The sequence below is a fragment of the Bacillus sp. ISL-78 genome (assembly GCF_018613455.1).
GTDB lineage: Bacteria > Bacillota > Bacilli > Bacillales > DSM-1321 > Peribacillus > Peribacillus frigoritolerans.
This window is the reverse complement of sequence record NZ_JAGGQC010000004.1, coordinates 381,345-399,364: the sequence shown is the minus strand read 5'-3', so window position 1 is coordinate 399,364 and position 18,020 is coordinate 381,345. Positions and strand designations below refer to the sequence as shown.

At 43.0% G+C, this 18,020-nt stretch carries 18 protein-coding genes and 2 riboswitches; of the genes, 4 read left to right on the top strand and 14 right to left on the bottom strand.

Annotated features, from left to right (window positions below; translation table 11 throughout):
* Positions 1 to 103: 103 nt before the first annotated feature.
* The 8 genes from J7I96_RS07460 to J7I96_RS07425 all read right to left on the bottom strand — a co-directional run bounded on the left by J7I96_RS07460 (position 104) and on the right by J7I96_RS07425 (position 9,051).
* A complete protein-coding gene (locus J7I96_RS07460; RefSeq protein WP_214773069.1) occupies positions 104 to 1,414 on the bottom strand; it encodes an O-acetylhomoserine aminocarboxypropyltransferase/cysteine synthase family protein in 1,311 nt (436 codons plus the stop codon).
* 100 nt (positions 1,415 to 1,514) lie between these two features.
* Positions 1,515 to 1,622: riboswitch (SAM riboswitch) on the bottom strand.
* 145 nt (positions 1,623 to 1,767) lie between these two features.
* The gene (locus tag J7I96_RS07455; RefSeq protein ID WP_214773190.1) at positions 1,768 to 2,076 is read right to left on the bottom strand and encodes a thioredoxin family protein; all 309 of its coding nucleotides are present in this window, start codon (positions 2,074 to 2,076) and stop codon (positions 1,768 to 1,770) included.
* A 3-nt stretch (positions 2,077 to 2,079) separates the two neighbouring features.
* Positions 2,080 to 2,445, bottom strand: a complete 366-nt coding sequence (locus tag J7I96_RS07450) for a toprim domain-containing protein (RefSeq protein ID WP_057278065.1) — start codon at positions 2,443 to 2,445, stop codon at positions 2,080 to 2,082.
* Between the two features lie 94 nt (positions 2,446 to 2,539).
* Positions 2,540 to 2,923: a glycine cleavage system protein GcvH gene (gene gcvH / locus J7I96_RS07445; RefSeq protein ID WP_034310122.1), complete on the bottom strand. Its 384-nt coding sequence runs from the start codon at positions 2,921 to 2,923 to the stop codon at positions 2,540 to 2,542.
* 95 nt (positions 2,924 to 3,018) lie between these two features.
* Complete coding sequence (locus tag J7I96_RS07440; protein WP_034310119.1) at positions 3,019 to 3,375, bottom strand: arsenate reductase family protein; 357 nt, start codon at positions 3,373 to 3,375, stop codon at positions 3,019 to 3,021.
* Between the two features lie 141 nt (positions 3,376 to 3,516).
* Positions 3,517 to 5,304, bottom strand: a complete 1,788-nt coding sequence (locus J7I96_RS07435; protein ID WP_214922668.1) for an acyl-CoA dehydrogenase family protein — start codon at positions 5,302 to 5,304, stop codon at positions 3,517 to 3,519.
* A 69-nt stretch (positions 5,305 to 5,373) separates the two neighbouring features.
* A complete protein-coding gene (locus tag J7I96_RS07430; protein WP_214773067.1) occupies positions 5,374 to 6,552 on the bottom strand; it encodes an acetyl-CoA C-acetyltransferase in 1,179 nt (392 codons plus the stop codon).
* Positions 6,553 to 6,621: 69 nt separating this feature from the next.
* A complete protein-coding gene (locus tag J7I96_RS07425; protein ID WP_396020067.1) occupies positions 6,622 to 9,051 on the bottom strand; it encodes a 3-hydroxyacyl-CoA dehydrogenase/enoyl-CoA hydratase family protein in 2,430 nt (809 codons plus the stop codon).
* 161 nt (positions 9,052 to 9,212) lie between these two features.
* On the opposite strand from J7I96_RS07425, the gene J7I96_RS07420 reads away from it, so the two are divergent.
* Positions 9,213 to 9,347, top strand: a complete 135-nt coding sequence (locus J7I96_RS07420) for a YuzL family protein (protein WP_072273724.1) — start codon at positions 9,213 to 9,215, stop codon at positions 9,345 to 9,347.
* Positions 9,348 to 9,396: 49 nt separating this feature from the next.
* Here the strand turns inward: J7I96_RS07420 and J7I96_RS07415 are convergent, their stop codons facing one another.
* Entirely contained in the window at positions 9,397 to 10,314 is a 918-nt protein-coding gene (locus tag J7I96_RS07415; RefSeq protein ID WP_214773065.1) for a proline dehydrogenase family protein, read from the bottom strand.
* Positions 10,315 to 10,462: 148 nt separating this feature from the next.
* Between J7I96_RS07415 and J7I96_RS07410 the strand changes: the two genes are divergently transcribed.
* Both J7I96_RS07410 and J7I96_RS07405 read left to right on the top strand, forming a co-directional pair.
* On the top strand, positions 10,463 to 10,741 hold the full coding sequence (locus tag J7I96_RS07410; RefSeq protein WP_034310108.1) for a hypothetical protein: 279 nt from the start codon (positions 10,463 to 10,465) through the stop codon (positions 10,739 to 10,741).
* 13 nt (positions 10,742 to 10,754) lie between these two features.
* Positions 10,755 to 11,090 carry a spore coat protein gene (locus tag J7I96_RS07405; protein ID WP_063574745.1) on the top strand — a complete coding sequence of 112 codons (336 nt, stop codon included), beginning with the start codon at positions 10,755 to 10,757 and terminating at the stop codon, positions 11,088 to 11,090.
* A gap of 81 nt (positions 11,091 to 11,171) precedes the next feature.
* Here the strand turns inward: J7I96_RS07405 and J7I96_RS07400 are convergent, their stop codons facing one another.
* The 5 genes from J7I96_RS07400 to J7I96_RS07380 form a co-directional block, all read right to left on the bottom strand.
* Positions 11,172 to 12,344, bottom strand: a complete 1,173-nt coding sequence (locus tag J7I96_RS07400) for an FtsW/RodA/SpoVE family cell cycle protein (RefSeq protein WP_214773064.1) — start codon at positions 12,342 to 12,344, stop codon at positions 11,172 to 11,174.
* Positions 12,345 to 12,491: 147 nt separating this feature from the next.
* Positions 12,492 to 13,373 carry a metal ABC transporter permease gene (locus J7I96_RS07395; protein WP_251025351.1) on the bottom strand — a complete coding sequence of 294 codons (882 nt, stop codon included), beginning with the start codon at positions 13,371 to 13,373 and terminating at the stop codon, positions 12,492 to 12,494.
* Positions 13,370 to 14,293 (bottom strand): metal ABC transporter permease, encoded by a 924-nt coding sequence (locus J7I96_RS07390; protein WP_214922671.1) that lies wholly within the window; start codon positions 14,291 to 14,293, stop codon positions 13,370 to 13,372. The genes J7I96_RS07395 and J7I96_RS07390 overlap by 4 nt, the downstream gene beginning before the upstream one ends.
* A 10-nt stretch (positions 14,294 to 14,303) precedes the next feature.
* On the bottom strand, positions 14,304 to 15,059 hold the full coding sequence (locus J7I96_RS07385) for a metal ABC transporter ATP-binding protein (protein ID WP_214773062.1): 756 nt from the start codon (positions 15,057 to 15,059) through the stop codon (positions 14,304 to 14,306).
* Positions 15,060 to 15,071: 12 nt separating this feature from the next.
* Positions 15,072 to 15,995 carry a metal ABC transporter solute-binding protein, Zn/Mn family gene (locus tag J7I96_RS07380; RefSeq protein ID WP_214773061.1) on the bottom strand — a complete coding sequence of 308 codons (924 nt, stop codon included), beginning with the start codon at positions 15,993 to 15,995 and terminating at the stop codon, positions 15,072 to 15,074.
* A 628-nt stretch (positions 15,996 to 16,623) separates the two neighbouring features.
* Between J7I96_RS07380 and J7I96_RS07375 the strand changes: the two genes are divergently transcribed.
* Positions 16,624 to 17,586, top strand: coding sequence for a LacI family DNA-binding transcriptional regulator (locus J7I96_RS07375; RefSeq protein ID WP_214773060.1), 963 nt, complete (start codon positions 16,624 to 16,626; stop codon positions 17,584 to 17,586).
* Between the two features lie 245 nt (positions 17,587 to 17,831).
* Positions 17,832 to 18,016: riboswitch (Lysine riboswitch) on the top strand.
* Positions 18,017 to 18,020: the final 4 nt, after the last annotated feature.

The following is an 18,020-nucleotide window of genomic DNA, read 5'->3' as shown; positions in this document are numbered from 1 at the left end:
ATTTAAATATCATTAAGTTCTTTAGTATGTTGAAATTTTATCATAGATAAAAAAAGAGCGCAATGTATATTATTTCTAGTACAAGAATGAACAGGAACTTTGCTTAAAGCGTTTTGGAAGTCAAGGAGACGATGTTCGTCGCCTTTTCAATTGCCTGCTCCAAATCTTCTATTAAGTCCTCTACATTTTCAATCCCAATCGATAAACGGACTTGATCGGCACTTACACCCGCTTTCGCAAGACCCGCCTCATTCAATTGTTGATGGGTCGTACTGGCTGGGTGGATGATCAAGCTCTTCGCATCCCCTACATTCGCCACATGGGACCATAATTCCACCGAATTGATAAGTTTTGCCCCGGCTTCGCGATTACCTTGAATCCCAAATGTGACGACAGATCCAGCTCCCTTTGGCAAATATTTATCCGCAAGGGCTTTATCGGGATGATCCTCATCACCTGGATGTGAAACCCAGGTCACGGCAGGATGGTTTTTTAAATATTGAATGACAGACTTGGTGTTTGATAGATGTTCTTTCATCCTTACATGCAGCGTTTCAAGTCCAAGCGTAAACTGGAATGCACTTTGGGCACTTAGCGCAGGGCCCAAATCACGTAGTAACTGGACTCGGGCTTTCGTTATGAATGCGGCAGGGCCAACTGCCTCGGCGTATACCAGACCGTCGTAACTTGGGTCAGGTTCCGTGAAGCCAGGGTAGTTCGGCGAGTTCCAATCGAATTTCCCTCCGTCCACGATGACACCGCCTAGCGTCGTTCCATTTCCAAGAAGCCATTTTGTAGCGGAATGGATGACAATATCCGCTCCAAAATCAATTGGTCTGCAAAGATACGGTGTCGCGAAGGTATTATCAATGATTAAAGGTATGCCTGCTTCATGGGCGATTTCCGCTACTGCTTCAATATCAAGCACCCTCAAACTTGGATTTCCGATCGTTTCAGCAAAAATGGCTTTAGTTCTTGGCGTAATCGCCCTTTTGAAGTTTTCAGGATCATCGGGAGAAACGAACTTCACTTTGATCCCATATTTAGGAAGAGTGTTTTCGAAAAGGTTATACGTACCGCCATATAATGTTGAGGCTGAAACAATTTCATCCCCTGCAGCGGCGATATTCAGGATTGAAAGTGAGATGGCGGCCATTCCGCTTGCCGTTGCCAATCCGCCGATACCGCCTTCCAATAAGGCCATTCTTTCCTCAAAAACGCTGACCGTGGGATTATGAAGCCGTGAATATATATAGCCATTCTCCTTTAGGCCAAATAAATTCGCTGCATGGTCGGTGTCCTTAAACAAGTATGCATTGCTTTGGTAGATAGGGACGGCACGGACACCTGTTTCATCAGCTTGCAGACCGCCATGAACACTCAATGTTTCGAAACGCAACTTTTTCTCTGACATATAATTTCACCTTTTTTCTATGGATTTAGTTGGATTTATATGAAATATGGCTTTTTATAAACAAAAAAACCACTTCTATAAGAAGAGGTTTCAAGAACACACCTCATCTACCAGAGCCAACACTCTGCTGGAATTAGCACCGTATATAAAAATTTATACCGGTTGCCGGGCTTCGTCGGGCCAGTCCCTCCGCCACTCTTGATAAGAACTATTAAATTCTGCCATTACTTAATTCAAAATATAGCATTTTAGATTAAATCAGTCAATGAATTGTTAGAATATTCTTTGTTTATTTCCTGCTCTCATTCAAATGTCAGCAACAAAGAAAACCAACCGCGGTTCTGATTGGTTTCCTAACTGATTTCCTTAAGTAATCCGTACAAATATGGAACGGATTGAAAGGCATATATTTTCTTTTGCAGCTTCCCTTCTTTGAAAAGCAATAAGCAAGGAACACTTTCGATTTCATATGATTCGGCAATTGCTTGGACATAGTTCATATTCATTTTGCCTGCCTTCAATTCGGGGAAAAGCTCCAAGGATATCGTCAGCATCTTGGAGGCCACCTGACAGGTTCCGCATAAAGGTGTATATAAATATAAGCAAAAGGTTTCCCCATTTTCAACAGCACGCTTACACTCTTCTTCTTTCCATTCCTGCATCAATTAGTCGTTCACCCTTTGACTTAAAAATTTCATTTTCACATTCATATTGGCAGATAGGAGCACAGTTGCGATATGATGTTCGGGTGAGCTCTCCACTTCTTTGTACATTTTATTAATATACAGGTGGTTCGCTTCCGGCATTTCCCTTCGGAACTGCTTCCGCAGCTTTTCTCCTGATTCATCTGCGTCAAAAAGGAGATAAACATCACGGTCCATCAATTCATCCACTAATTCATCCAGCTTAGTTAATGATATGGTCCCATTTGTACATCTTATTTCCACATCTTCATTTAAAACGGAGGCAACTTTTCTTTTATCGGAACTGCCTTCTACAATGATCACTTTATCGAATTCGCCCCACTCCATGTCATCACTCCATCTCACGAATTATGTGCGCAACTCACCCACTGTACAAATGAAAAAGAGAGCAGGCCTTTTCAGTCCCCCCTCTCCTTTGTTTTTAACCGTTGATTAAACTCTCATACTCTTCAGCGCTCATCAAGTTTTCAATATCACTGCTATTAGATGGTTCAAGCACAACCATCCATGCCTTTTCATAAGGAGACTCATTTACATATTCAGGGTTGTCACTTAAATCTTCGTTCACTTCAACAACCTTGCCACTGATAGGTGCATAAAGTTCAGAAACGGTCTTAACGGATTCAACGCTTCCAAATGGTTCGTTCGCTTTTAATTCATCGCCGATTTCCGGAAGCTCAACGAATACGATGTCCCCTAGCTCGGACTGTGCGAATGCCGTAATTCCAATGCGCACTGTTCCATCTTCCGTTTTGACCCATTCATGTTCTTTAGTGTAACGAAGTTCTTTTGGTGTTGTTGTCATAATTAACCCTCCATATGTACATCTTATTTTATCTATTCCATTATAAGGTAGATTGTTTGTTTAAGTAAGGAATTAACCAAATATTTTGTGAAATTTCAGTTCCAAACCTGTTCGAATTGCTCTTCTTTGAATCCTACCGTCACTTTGGTGCCATCCGTAACAATCGGCCTTTTCAGAAGCATGCCATCTGTGGACAATATATCAAGCATCTCTGCTTCAGAAGCTTCTTTCAGCTTATCCTTTAAACCCAGCTCCCGATATTTTTGACCGCTAGTATTGAAAAACTTCTTCAACTCCAAATTGCTGTTTTTATATAGTTGTTCTATTTCAGTTCGCGAAGGGGGATTATCCGCTATATGGATCGCTTCATATTGCAGTTCATGATTATCCAGCCACTTCTTCGCATTACGGCATGTACCGCATTTTGGGTACCAATATAATGTTAAGCCCATCATTTCACCACCTATCAATAGAATACCCGTTTTTACTACGCAATACAACGAAATGTCTTTTGAATTTCCAATGTGATTTCATCATAGGAAATAAAGGGAATGCCTTTACGGGCATTCCCTTTACGGATTCTGACTCATTGCTTAAAGAGCATACTTTTCCGTTTCGATTACTTTTACGGATGCTTCACGTTTTTTCGCAATGACATTGATCGGAGTGTGTCTAGTGAGCTTACGGAGCGATGAAAGCATGATGCGAAGAGTATCGCCTGTTTCCACCGCAATTAACGTTTCCTTAGCATGCTGTTCTATTTCATTGAAAGCTTCCTGAACGAATATTTCAGTGTAAAGCACTTTTTGTTTGTTCTTCTCAAGACCTGTAGCTGCAATTGCTTTTTCCGTACGCAATACCACGGATTCAGCTGCATAGGCAAGAGATGCGATATCAGCGATGTTGGAGAGGATTTCTTGTTCTTGATCAAGATTTTTGCCGTATTTCTGTGCCGCAAGCCCAGCTGCCAGAATACCGATTTTCTTAGCGTTCCTAACAAGCATTTTTTCTTGTGCCAGCGGCGCATCGCCAGGTTCTTCCGGCATCATCATCATTAATTCCTCTTGCAGGCCTTGAGCTTTTTGAAGCAGCGGCAATTCCCCTTTAAGTGCTTTCTTCAGGAACGTTCCCGGGACAAGCAACCTATTGATTTCATTTGTACCTTCAAAGATCCGGTTAATACGGGAATCGCGATATGCCTTTTCAATTTCATACTCCTGCATGAAACCATAACCGCCATGAAGCTGTACGCCTTCGTCCGTAACGTAATCCAATACTTCGGAAGCAAAGAATTTATTCAATGAACATTCAATGGCATACTCAGCGATTGCGGCCGCCATTGATTTCCCATCTTTCACTTGCTCATCCGTCAATTTGCTTTGTCTTTGATCATAAAGGCCAACCGTACGATATACAGAGCTTTCTGCTGCATAAATTTTCGCCGCCATTGTTGCAAGTTTTTCTTTCGTCAAGTTAAAATCGGAAATTTTCGTTTTGAACTGTTGACGTTGATTCGTATAAGCAGCTGTAATCTCAAGGGCACGTTTAGATCCGCCTACAGCACCGACGCCTAATTTATAGCGGCCGATATTCAGGATATTGAAAGCGATGACATGACCTTTTCCGGCTATACCCAAAAGGTTTTCGACTGGTACATGAACATCTTCGAGGATTAAAGTACGTGTAGATGAGCTTTTAATGCCCATTTTCTTCTCCTCAGCCCCAGTTGATACACCTTTATAATCACGCTCAACAATGAAAGCGGAGAATTGTTCGCCGTCGATTTTGGCGTATACACAGAAGACATCTGCAAAACCTGCATTTGTAATCCATTGTTTTTCACCATTTAAAATATAGTGTGTTCCTTCTGCATTCAATTTCGCTGTCGTTTTTGCTCCCAAGGCATCTGAACCTGAGCTTGGTTCCGTTAAGGCATACGCAGCAATCTTCTCACCCGTTGCAAGTAAAGGAAGGTATTTTTTCTTTTGGTCTTCATTCCCGAATAATACGATTGGCAAAGATCCGATACCTACATGTGCACCATGAGTAATCCCGAAGCCGCCTGCAAGTGCCATTTTTTCCGTAATCAATGCCGAACTGATTTTATCAAGACCCAATCCGCTGTATTCTTCAGGAACATCAGCACCAAGTAAACCGATTTCACCTGCATGCTTCAGTAATTTAACGGAACGGTCAAACTCATGGTTTTCTAAATGTTCAACCTGCGGCAGAATTTCATTCACTACGAATTCCTCGGAAGTTTTGGCAATCATTTTATGCTCATCAGAATAATCTTCAGGTGTAAACACTTGATCATACGTAATATCTTCTATTAAGAAGGCTCCGCCTTTAATAAGGTTATCTGTAGTTTGATTGGACATGTTATTTCCTCCTATGTGTTTAAGATAGTAAACCCGCCGGAAGCATGACAGCTTCCGGAAGGGATCGGATTACGCCATTAATTCAAACACTCCGGCAGCACCCATTCCGCCGCCGATACACATTGTCACGACTCCGAACTGTTGGTTTCTGCGCTTCATTTCATGAAGCAGGCTTAATGTCAATTTTGCTCCCGAACATCCTAGCGGATGGCCTAAGGCGATGGCTCCGCCATTTACATTAACAATCTCTTCATTCAATCCGAGCTCACGAATGATTTGAATGGATTGGGAAGCAAATGCTTCATTCAATTCAAATAAACCAATATCCGATAATTCAAGACCCGCTAGCTTCAAAGCTTTAGGTATGGCTGCAATCGGTCCGATACCCATTATTTCAGGCGGTACTCCTGCTACAGCAAAGGAACGGAATTTACCCATCGGTTTCATCCCTAAGGAAGAAGCCTTTTCCCCGTCCATGACCATGACCGCGGCTGCACCATCACTCGTCTGTGATGAATTCCCTGCTGTTACGGATCCCGTAACGGAGAATGCAGGTCTTAGTTTTTTCAGCACTTCAGCTGTCGTTCCTGGACGAACGCCCTCATCCTGTGTAAAAGTAAATGATTTTTCCTTTAACTTAAGATCTGGCCCCACTGAACGAAGGGTAACGTCAACCGGTACGATCTCCTCGGAAAACTTTCCTTCTGCAATGGCCTTAGCCGCCTTCTGATGACTTCTAACAGAAAATGCATCTTGCTCGTCACGGGAAATGCCGTATTTTTTGGCAACGGCTTCAGCAGTGTGACCCATCCCCATATAATATTCCGGTGCCGTTTCCGCAAGTCTCGCGTTCGGACGTGTTACATGGCCCATCATTGGCAAAAGGCTCATGGATTCCGCACCGCCTGCAATGACTGTATCACTTTGGCCGAGCATGATCCTTTCGGCTCCATATGCGATACTTTGCAGCCCGCTTGAACAGTAACGATTAATCGTTATGGCCGGTACTGTATAAGGCAATCCTGCCAATGCTCCAATGTTACGCGCCATGTTCAATCCTTGTTCCGCTTCTGGCATTGCACAACCGATAATCAGGTCATCTATCGTTCCTTCATAATTCCCTGCACGCTTTAACGTTTCCTTTACGACAAGAGCCCCTAAATCATCAGGACGTACACTAGCAAGAGAACCTTTTTTCGCTCTTCCTACCGGAGTCCTTGCTCCAGCTACTATTACCGCTTCTTTCATGAGGATCCCCCTTACTCATTTTTAAGCTATCGATCTATCGATCTCGTTTTGGCCATCTTCATCTATTCATCAATTACGGAGTGGTTTACCTTTAACGAGCATGTGCTGCATCCTTGCCTGGGATTTCGGAGTCGAAATCAGTTTTAGGAATGCCTGTTTTTCCAGGTTCAAGATATACTGTTCATCTACTTCCGTGCCAAATGGGAGTTTTCCTCCCGCCAGGACGTATGCCAGCTCTTTGGCTATGACAAGGTCATGTTCAGATAAGAATCCTGAAAGGCGCATGGATTCCGCCCCCAATAGCAGTGCGGCATATCCAGTTTCACCTACGACAGGGATCTTTGTGCGGGCTGGAGCGGTATATCCTTGTTCATGCATGGAAAGTACCGCCTGTTTCGCATCATATAACTGATGATCTGCATTCACGCTTATTCCATCAGCTGAATTAAGGAAATTATTCCCCCTCGCTTCCTCGGCGGAGGTCGAAACTTTTGCCATGGCGACCGTTTCAAATACTTGGTTGGCCACTTTCTGTAAGTCGAAGTCAACGCCCTTCGGCATATTCCTCAACGTCTTCACATAAAGTTCTTTAGTCCCGCCGCCGCCTGGGATCAAGCCGACACCAGGTTCCACTAGTCCCATATACGTTTCAGTCGTTGCCTGGATGCGCGCTGCCGGAAGGGACACTTCAGCACCCCCGCCAAGTGTCATATTAAACGGGGCAACCACTACAGGAACTGCACTGTACTTTATTTTAAGCATCGCCTGTTGGAATTGGCTGATGACCATATCGAGTTCAAAAATATTGTCATCCTGCGCTTCCATCAGCATCATTGCAATATTAGCGCCGACACAGAAATTCTTTCCTTGGTTTCCGATGACCAGGCCTTTAAAATTCGTTTCCGCTTCGTCAACCGCGGCATTGATCATTTGAATGATATCCAGACCGATTGCATTATTCGGCGAAGTGAATTCAAGCAGAGCTACCCCATCGCCGATATCGATCAAGCTTGCGCCACTGTTTTTCTTGATTACGCCTTTTTGCTTCTTGATGGCTTTAAGATTGATCACTTTAGGATTTTCGACAAGCTCTTTATATTCACCATTATCATAATAGTGAACTATGCCATTATCTTCTTTATAGAATGACTTGATGCCTTTAGCGAGCATATCCTTCACCCATTGAGGGACGGTTATGCCTTCCGCTTCCATTCGGGCTGCCGATTTTTCTAAACCTATCGCATCCCAGGTTTCAAATGGGCCTGTGGACCATCCAAATCCCCATTTCATCGCTTGATCGATCGCCACGATGTCATCCGCGATGTCCCCAAGCAGCTGGGCAGAATACACAAGCACTGGATTCAGAACATTCCATAGTAATTGGCCTGCACGGTCTTCGCTATAAACAAGCGCTTTCATTTTATTATCCAAGCCCTTGACCTGTTTAGCCATTTCGACGGAAGGCGTTTTTAATCTTTTTCGTTCAGCATATTCAAGGGTTTCGGGATTCAGTTCAAGGATTTCCTTGCCTTTTTTCAAGAAGAATCCTTGTCCTGACTTGCTTCCAAGCCACCCATTCTTAAGCATTTCATTCATGAAATCAGGTATCTTGAAAACTTCTTTTTCTTCTCCGTCCACCTGGTCATAAACGTTTCTGGCAACATGTGCAAAGGTATCCAATCCAACGACATCAAGTGTCCGGAAAGTGGCGCTAGTTGCCCTTCCAATCAACGGACCTGTAACCGAGTCGACCTCACCGACACTGTATCCGCCTTTTTGCATTTCCCGCAAAGTGACCAATAATCCATAAGTTCCAATGCGGTTTGCAATGAAGTTGGGGGTATCCTTGGCTTCGACAACACCTTTTCCAAGCACATCTTCGCCAAATCGTTTCATATATTCGAGCACTTCAGGTGAAGTTGCCTTAGTAGGGATGATCTCCAACAATTTAAGATAACGTGGCGGATTGAAGAAGTGAGTTCCCAGGAAGTGCTTTTGAAAGTCCTCCGAACGTCCTTCTGCCATCGCTTCGATTGAAATTCCGGATGTATTCGATGAAACGATGCTTCCTGGTTTACGATGCTGATCAACCTGGGCGAACACACTTTGCTTAACCTCAAGCTTCTCAACGACCACTTCGATGATCCAATCGACATCCTTTAAACGACTTATATCATCTTCCAGGTTTCCAGCCTCGATCAACTCGATGTTTCCCTTAGCCGAAAGCGGAGCTGGTTTCTGTTTTAAAAGTTTCGTAATCGCCGTTTGGCTGATACGGTTACGCACTTGTTTATTATCTAATGTCAGTCCCTTTTTCTTTTCATCCTCAGTGAGTTCACGAGGTACGATATCCAATAATAAAGTCGGAATGCCAATGTTAGCAAGGTGTGCAGCAATCCCTGATCCCATAACTCCTGACCCTAGAACAGCAGCCTTTCGTATTTGTCGAACCAAGTTTATATCCCCCTTACACAATTTATTGAATGAATGTTCATTCATTTTTAATTCAAAAAAATTTTGAATATTTTTTCTTATTACTAATATAGAATATATTTGGAAATTCCGCAATGATTAAACAGGAAAAAATATTTTTTTCTCCGCGTTCTTTCGGTTATTTCTCCTCCGTTCAGTAAAAAATAACCGGGCAGGAGGTGACTTATATAATGAAGCGTAAAGATAATCCTTCTAAAGCAGCCGTGAGCGCAGCAAGTGTTAAAGGCAATGCCGGCCCTGGCGCTGAACGTCAACATGGAATCAATAAAGTGAACAGCCAGAACAATCAGTTCAAAAGATAATCCTTCTTGATTTGAGCAGCCGTCCCTTTTCCGGGGCGGCTCTCGCTTCCTATTTCTTGAATAGGCCTTTTAAAACGAAAGCAATATTGGCCGGCCTCTCCGCAAGGCGGCGCATGAAATATCCATACCAATCCGTACCATAAGGAACATACACCCTTACCTTATATCCTTCTTTAGCAAGTTCAAGCTGCTTTTCAGTGCGGATGCCATATAACATTTGAAATTCAAATGAATCCCGGGGTATTCCATGATCTTTGACTAGGGCCCTCGTATAATCAATGATACTATCATCATGTGTGGCAACGGCTGTGTAATTTCCATTTTGCATATGCTTCTTGATGATTTTCTTGAAATTCTCATCCACATCTTTTTTTTCAGGAAAAGCCACGTCCCTTGGTTCTTTATAAGCCCCTTTAACAAGTCTTAAATTCGGATGGTATGCATCCAGCTCTTCAATATCCCTCTCAGTACGATACAGATAAGCTTGAATGACAGTCCCCAATTCATTATATTCAGACTTAAGGGTTTTGAATACATCCAAAGTCGGCTGACAGCGCGGAAAATCTTCCATATCAAGCGTCACGAAAACTCGATGGGCTCTAGCTTCATCCAAGATTCTCCGCATGTTATTCATTACGACTTGCTCGGACACATCCAAGCCCATCGAGGTCAGCTTCAGGGATAACTGTGAATCCAGTTCATTTGTGCCAATCATCCGGATGGCTTCGATGCACTCTTCTGCCATCTTCCCTGCTTCTTGTTCATCTTCAATGAATTCACCCAAATAATCAATGGTGACAGCAAGCCCCTTCCGGTTAAGTTCAGCAATCACATCACATGCCATATCCAAAGATTCTCCTGCCACGAAGCGAGATGCACCAAACCGCAGCCCGTATTTTTTCGCTGCCTTTGTCATTGCTTTATTCTTTGATAAAAAAAGGAATAGATTTTTCAAAATCCTTTCCATCTGCAGTCCCCTCCAAATCATTTTGGAAAATAGATGCACAAGATTATTTTACCATTTAATTCATTTTTCAGATATTTAGAATCAAGAATAAAAAATTTCATGAAGGGAAAATTAAGCCCGATTATAGAACACATAAGGAGGTAGAATGATGGAACAGCAAAATTCGTTTAATAGCCAACAGCAGTCGACCGGCTTTATGAAACAGCCGCCGGAGATGGTTTCGGTGAAAGATAGCTTATACTTAACCGATATGCTTGCATGGAATCTGAATGCGGTTAAAAAAGCACATTTTTTTGCCACACAATGTAAGGACCCGCAAATCATTGATGCGTTAAATCGGTGCGGACTCATGCATCAACGCCATTACGATACCATTTTGAAACATTTGAACCCGGACCAAAATCAGAGTCAACAACAATATCAATAAAGGAGGGTTCTTGATGCCCAACGAAAACAAAGTCCAAAACCCTGAATCTCCCGTGGCAAAAACACCGCAAATGAATGACAGGGATTTTATAAATGATATGCTCACAACTGAAAAGTACTTTTGTAACTCCCTTTCCGTTGCCCTGCATGAAATGAGCAATCAAGCATTATTCCAAGACATTTTCTCCATTTCCAAAGAAAATCAGGAGATGCAGCGTGAACTCTATAACCTTATGTTCGAAAAAGGCTGGTATAGTTTAGAAAAGGCGCAAGCTTCCAGCTTAAGCCAATCGCATCAACAATTTTCCGGTTATAAAAATCAATTTCCATCTGGAACGAACATTCAATAAACAAACATTCAGGGAGGTGGATTCTTCTCCTTTTGTTTGTTTGCTACAAATAAAGCCGGCCCATCGGGGCCGGCTTTATTATTAGATATCCGTGGAAAACATATACTTCTTATAGTGATACCGAATGCTGAATATTAAGCCCATTGCCATCATGTTCCCCATGAGCGAGCTTCCTCCATAACTGACAAATGGAAGCGGAATTCCCGTAATCGGCAAAAGGCCCACAGTCATGCCGATATTTTGAAAAACGTGGAACGTCAACATGCTTATAACGCCTACACAGATATATGTATAGAAGTTATTTTTCGTGTCCATTCCCGTTTTTGTTATGTGGTAAATCAATAGGAAAAACAAGGAAATGATGATGCTTGATCCGATGAAGCCGAATTCTTCACCGATGATGCTGAAAATGAAATCCGAATGACTCTCAGGCAAATACACTTCCCTTGAACCGATTCCCTTTCCTGTGGTCTGGCCGGAGCCGATGGCCAGTAAGGATTTGGTTAAATGATACCCTTCCGAGCTGGCATAATTATATGGATCCAGCCAAGAATAGATACGGCCGAATTGATAAGATTTTACCCCTAGGTATTTTTCCAGGATTTCCGGCTTCCAAAGTACAAAGTACAGGACTGTGGACGCGACGACAATTCCTCCCGAAACGATCGGCAGCAGGATCTTCCATGATACCCCTGATATGAAAATCATTCCGAGCATGATTGACATGATGACAAGCGAGGTGCCCAAATCCGGCTGTTGCATGATCAACAATAAAGGGGCACCGGTCACAAGACCGATTTTAAAAAGCAGCCAGATATCCGTTTGAATCGTTTTCAGCGTGTTTTTGAGATGATGGTTCGATATGACATTCGCTAAAGCCAGGATCAGGAAAACCTTCATGAATTCCGATGGCTGAATCGAACCGATTCCCGGAATGATGAACCAACTTTTCGCACCATTCCGGACAGGAACGATGCTTTCCGGCATAATGATCAGTAAAAAAAGCAAAAATAATCCGAAGCCATAAGCGTACCAAGAGATTTTTTTCAACTGATCCGAATCCAGTGTGATGATGCCTAATACGATTCCAATCCCCACTATATACCAAAAAATTTGTTTTATTAAGAAGTTTTCAGCGTACTGTCCAGTCGTTTGGGCACTATATATTGCCAGGCAACTTCCAACGCATAATAACAGCAATATTGTGACCAAAGAAAAATCTATTCGAGATGAAAATTTACTTTGTTCTTCCATACTAAACTCTCCCTTAAAAAGGCTCCTGCGGTACATCTATAAATACACTTATTCATTATACTTTAAACAAATAAAATCACAACTATATAGAAGAATAGTTTACAGGCTTCATGGAGTTATTTCCATGAAGCCTGCAGGCATGGAGAGCTATGCATGTGATTCCTTTGATTTTCTCCGTTTTAGCAATAGGCTGACCAATCCATTGCCCGGGGAGAAGAGAAAGGCCAATCCGAATAATATGGCTGCCGAACCCACCATGCAACCTGATATCGAGGCATCCAAAATGGTGGCTGAATAGTAGCCGATGACGGAACTTAGCACCCCGACCCCGATACTGACCAATATCATGCGGCTTAAACGGTCTGACAGCAGATAGGCCGTTGCCGCAGGTATGATGAGCATTCCAACTACTAAAATGGAACCTACACTATCAAAAGAAGCAACAGTTGTCAGTGAAATGAGGCTCATCAATAAGTAATGAAAGAACAGTACAGGAATTCCCATCGCGGCAGCAAGTGATGGATCAAATGAAACGAGTTTAAACTGTTTGAAGAAAAGGAAAATCAGTATGAGGTTCAGGATAAAACAACTGCCGACTATCCAAACAGCTTTTGGTCCAGCCTCGATTCCCGCGATTGTCATCGTGTTCCACGGAGAATAGGCTATTTCCCCATAAAGGACATGTTCCAGGTCAAAATCTATTTGTTGCGTGTACAAGCTCACAAGTACGATCCCCGTTGCAAAAAGGGAAGTGAATACAATCCCGATCGCAGCGTCGGATTGAACGCCCGACGATTGGAAAAGCTGGATCAAGAATACGGTAAGCAAGCCGAGCGCAGCAGCCCCGATCAGCATTGGAACCGAATCGCGGGTTCCGGTTATTAAAAATGCCAATACGATTCCCGGCAAAACGGAATGACTGATTGCATCTCCAATCAACGTCATTTTCCTGACTATCAAAAAACACCCTAATACACTGCAAGAACCCGCCACTAATGCTCCGACTAAGATAATCCAAAAATCATTCATGATGAGTGGCTCCCTTTCCTTCTATCCTGTTCGAGAGAATATTTCTTTTTCGTCGAAACCCTTCTCCATATAGATGAAAGCACTCCGCGTTTAGGTGCAAAAAGCATGGAAAAGAAAAACCATACCGTCGCGGATAAGACCATTAACGGTCCTGTCGGCAAATCATTGACAGATGTACTGATCAACGTTCCAGACACACCGCTCAACATTCCGAATATACCAGACAGGATGACCATGATATGCAGGCGCTCCGTCCAATATCTTGCGGATACCGCAGGTGTTATCAGTAAAGATGCCATCAATACGACGCCTACAGCCTGGATACCGATCACTACAGCTGCCACGATCAGCATCATGATGAAATAATCCAGAAAAACAACCGGCAATCCCATCCCCTTAGCAAACCCTGGATCAAAGGAAAGTAATTTGAATTCTTTAAAAAATACGGTACAAGTGAAAATGAGAATAAAGGAAACCGTCATCATCATATATACATCGGACATGACCATTGACGCCGTCTGCCCGAATAAAAAGGTATCCAATCCACTCTGGTTTCCATACTCGCTCTGCTGGATTTGCGTAAGCATCACAATTCCGAAACCAAAGAAAGAAGATAAGACGATTCCCAAGGCCGCATCCTGCTTGATCTTACTGTATCTCGTAAGCACACTGATCAATAAGACAGCGACTAAGCCAGCCAGTGCGGCACCTATCAAAAAGTAGGAAGTGGATTTCACTCCAGTTAACATGAAGGCGACACAGATACCGGGTAACGCTGCATGTGCGAGCGTGTCGCCTAGCAAAGACTGTTTTCTGAGGTAGGCAAAGCTGCCGATGACCCCGCTGCTTAATCCAAGGAACATCGTGCCAAGCAATATCCACCTTGTATTTGGATCGGTGATAATGTCCATTATATTCATCGTGTACACCTCATTTTAATAAAAGGCCGGACTTTGTGTCTGATAGTATCGCTAGGCGGCCTCCATATGTTGCCTGTAGGTATTCGGGAATGAACACTTCTTCTGTCGGACCTATTTTCATCACCTTCTTATTCAATAACATCGTCCAGTCGAAATATTCCTTCACGGTGGATAGGTCATGGTGCACAACCAGAACGGTTTTGCCTTTTTCCTTCAATTCCATCAGCAATTGTATGATCGCTTTCTCTGTTGCGGCATCCACCCCTACGAACGGTTCATCCATAAAATAAATATCCGCTTCCTGTGCCAATGCACGGGCCAGGAATATCCGTTGCTGCTGTCCACCTGATAGCTGGCTGATCTGGCGGTTAGCATATTCAGCCATCCCCACCTTCTCCAGGCACTCCATCCCCTTCTTCCTTTCGGACTTCCCTGGTCGCCTCAGCCATCCGAGATGACCATATCTGCCCATCATCACGACATCAAGTGCGTTGGTCGGAAAATCCCAATCCACTGACTCCCGCTGTGGTACATAACCGATACTCTTCCTCATCGATTTATAAGTAGAGCCCTTTATCGTGATGTGCCCCGATATTTTCGGGATCAATTCGAGTATCCCCTTTATCAAAGTGGACTTCCCTGCTCCATTGGGGCCTATGATACCGATTAAATTCCCTTCCGGCACCTCAAATGAGACATCTTCGACAACCGGCTTCTTATGATAAGCAATCGTTAAATTCTCGACCTTCAAAGCTGCTTGATTCATAGTTTATCCCCCCTATTTCAAAGCACGGACGATGGTGTCCGTGTTATGACGTACCATTCCGATATACGTTCCTTCTTCCGTCCCTCTTTCACCCATGGCATCAGAGAACAGTTCACCGCCGATTTCCACTTTGTGACCCTGCTTACCTGCTCCTTGAATGACAGCCTCGATAGCCTTCCTCGGTACGCTTGACTCTATGAAAATCGCTTTTATTTTGTTCTCCACAAGATAGTTCCGCATATCCGTCACATCTTTCGATCCATATTCCGATAATGTATTGATCCCTTGGAGCCCTCTTACGTCCAGGCCATATGACTGCCCGTAGTACCCAAAAGCATCATGTGCCGTAACGAGCACCCGTTGGTCTTCTGGAATTTTATTGATTTCCTCATGGACATATTTATCAAGTTCCTCCAATTGCAGAACGTACTCCTCATAATTTTCACGATACTCCGCTTCATGGTCCGGGTCCTCGGCAATCAATTCTTTCTTAACCGCCTCCGCCGCAACGATCCAAAGCTTTACATCAAACCATACGTGGGGATCATGCTCCGTTGCACCCACTTTGCGAAGTTGGTTTTCCTTGAAGTCTTCCGTTACGGCAATCGTCGGTTTATCCTTGCTCATCATTTCAAATATATCCGTCATTTTCCCTTCAAGATGCAGTCCGTTATAAAAAATCATATCAGCCGAATCCAATGTCTTCACATCACCCTGCGTCGCTTTATATAGATGGGGGTCGACTCCCGGTCCCATTAAACTTGTGACCTCGACATGTTTACCGCCGATATTCTCAACCAAATCCCCAATCATTCCCGTTGTTGTAACGACATCCAGCTTGCCATTGCCATTATCGCTTTCGGCCGTATCATTGCCGCACCCTGTTAAAACCAACAATGCAGCAAGCACGCCTCCAATAGATTTAAGAAAACCCATCCATATTCCCTCCCTTTTTCATCTTTCTAAAATAGTTTGCCGTGCGCAAAATTAAGTGTAAATTTTTTTACATTGTCGTAAATGCTAAAAAGTTTCCTCTACACAACTTATTTTATACTATACACAAATATACAAAAAAAGTGCAACTATTTTTAAACATTTCAAAAAGGCGAATGACTTTTACACACAGCAAAAACTGTCAGGAAGCCCCACTTTCGGCAGCTTCCTGGCAGTCAATCATTCCGTATGATGAAGTTATATTTATATTGTGGGGTTTTACTGGTGAATATAAACCTAGGGGAGCTATTTCGGGACGACGTGAAATTCACATGTAAACACGGTTTCCACGCGCAATGCCGCGGAACGGGCATTGCAACTCATTTCTCCTGTTTCAAGGAAATGGCCAAGTACGCAAATCCCAATTCGATTCCGCAAAGCACAAACAGGGTGATTAAAGTTTGGAACATCATGATTTCCTCCTCCTCTAAGACTTAGACCAATCTTAAAGGATGAAACCAATACCATAACAAGACCTTAATAGAAGAAGTTCTCAGCAGTCACACACTGTTCCCTTGCCCTGAAATGGGTTTCATACTGTACAATATAAAAAAAGAAAAACGGTGATACCATGACAAATATTAAAGAAATAGCTCAATGTGCTGGTGTATCTGTCTCAACAGTGTCTCGTGTATTGAATGATCATCCATATGTAAGCCCCGATAAAAGAAAGAGCGTCTTAGAAGCGATAAATCGTTTGAATTATACGAGAAACATCAACGCCATTCATCTTTCAAAGGGGAAAACCAACCTTATCGGCGTCATCATCCCCTTCAACAATCACCCATATTACGGGGCAATCGTTAACGGAATCACAAAACAGGCAAATGCAATTGGCTGCCATATCGTCATCTTTCAAACAAATTATGACAGGGAGAAAGAGATCCAGGCTTTTAATATGCTGCAAATGAAGCAACTCGATGGCATTATCGTTTGTTCAAGGATTTCGGAAATGAAAATCCTCTTGAATTACCAAAAATACGGACCGATTATTTTATGTGAAGATACCGCGCAGGCTGAATTCTCATCCATCAGCATTGATCATTATGCAGCTTTCTCCTGTGCCCTTGAGTACGTGATTGCTAAAGGATATAAGAAAATCGGATACAGCCTCGGCCGTAAAAAGAGCAGAAACAGTTCCCATCGTACAAAGGCCTTTAACGATATCATGAGTAAACATCAACTGATAAACAATAAAGAATGGCTGTTTGAAGGCAGTTATCACATCAAAGACGGTGAACAATTGTTTCAGGAATGGAATTCGATGATGGATAAACCTGAAGCCGTCATCATCACGAATGATGACACGGCGGCGGGCTTCATTCTTACCGCAAAGAAATCGGGTATAAGAGTACCGGAAGATGTGGCCATTCTCGGCTTCAATAATGATAGCCTTGGCGAAATGCTCGACATCACGACCATTTCCTTACCGCTGGAATGGATCGGGAAAATGGCAGTGGATCTCTTTGAGAATCCTGAAGAGGTCAAACATGTAAAACTGGATTATGCCCTTATAAAAAGGAGTTCTGTTTAGAATGCTTTATTTTGGTAGATCAGCATTTGAGTCCCTTCCTGACATCATTCATTTTCTAGGAAAATATAACCACATAAAATAATCATTGCGATATCCAAGAAGTTATTTTATAATTTTGATATAGTAAAGTTTACTCAATTACTAGCAATCTATTAACGATTGCATGAATTTCATGAGTACAATCGTCCGACGTCACTTACAAGCTGGCGCAACGATATTAGAAAATTGAATACTTCCTCATTTACCGATGAGTTAGAGGCTGCAGCTTATAAAAGTAAAACGGACGAGATTCTGGAAAATTAAAGACTCCGTTTGAAAGGATAAGTTGCCGAAGTTAGGGTATATTCCATGTATATTCTTGCTGGCGGTGTTACCGAACAGGAACACCACTGTCACGTTTTTACAAAAAGCGTGGGGAGCTATCTTCGGAAGGA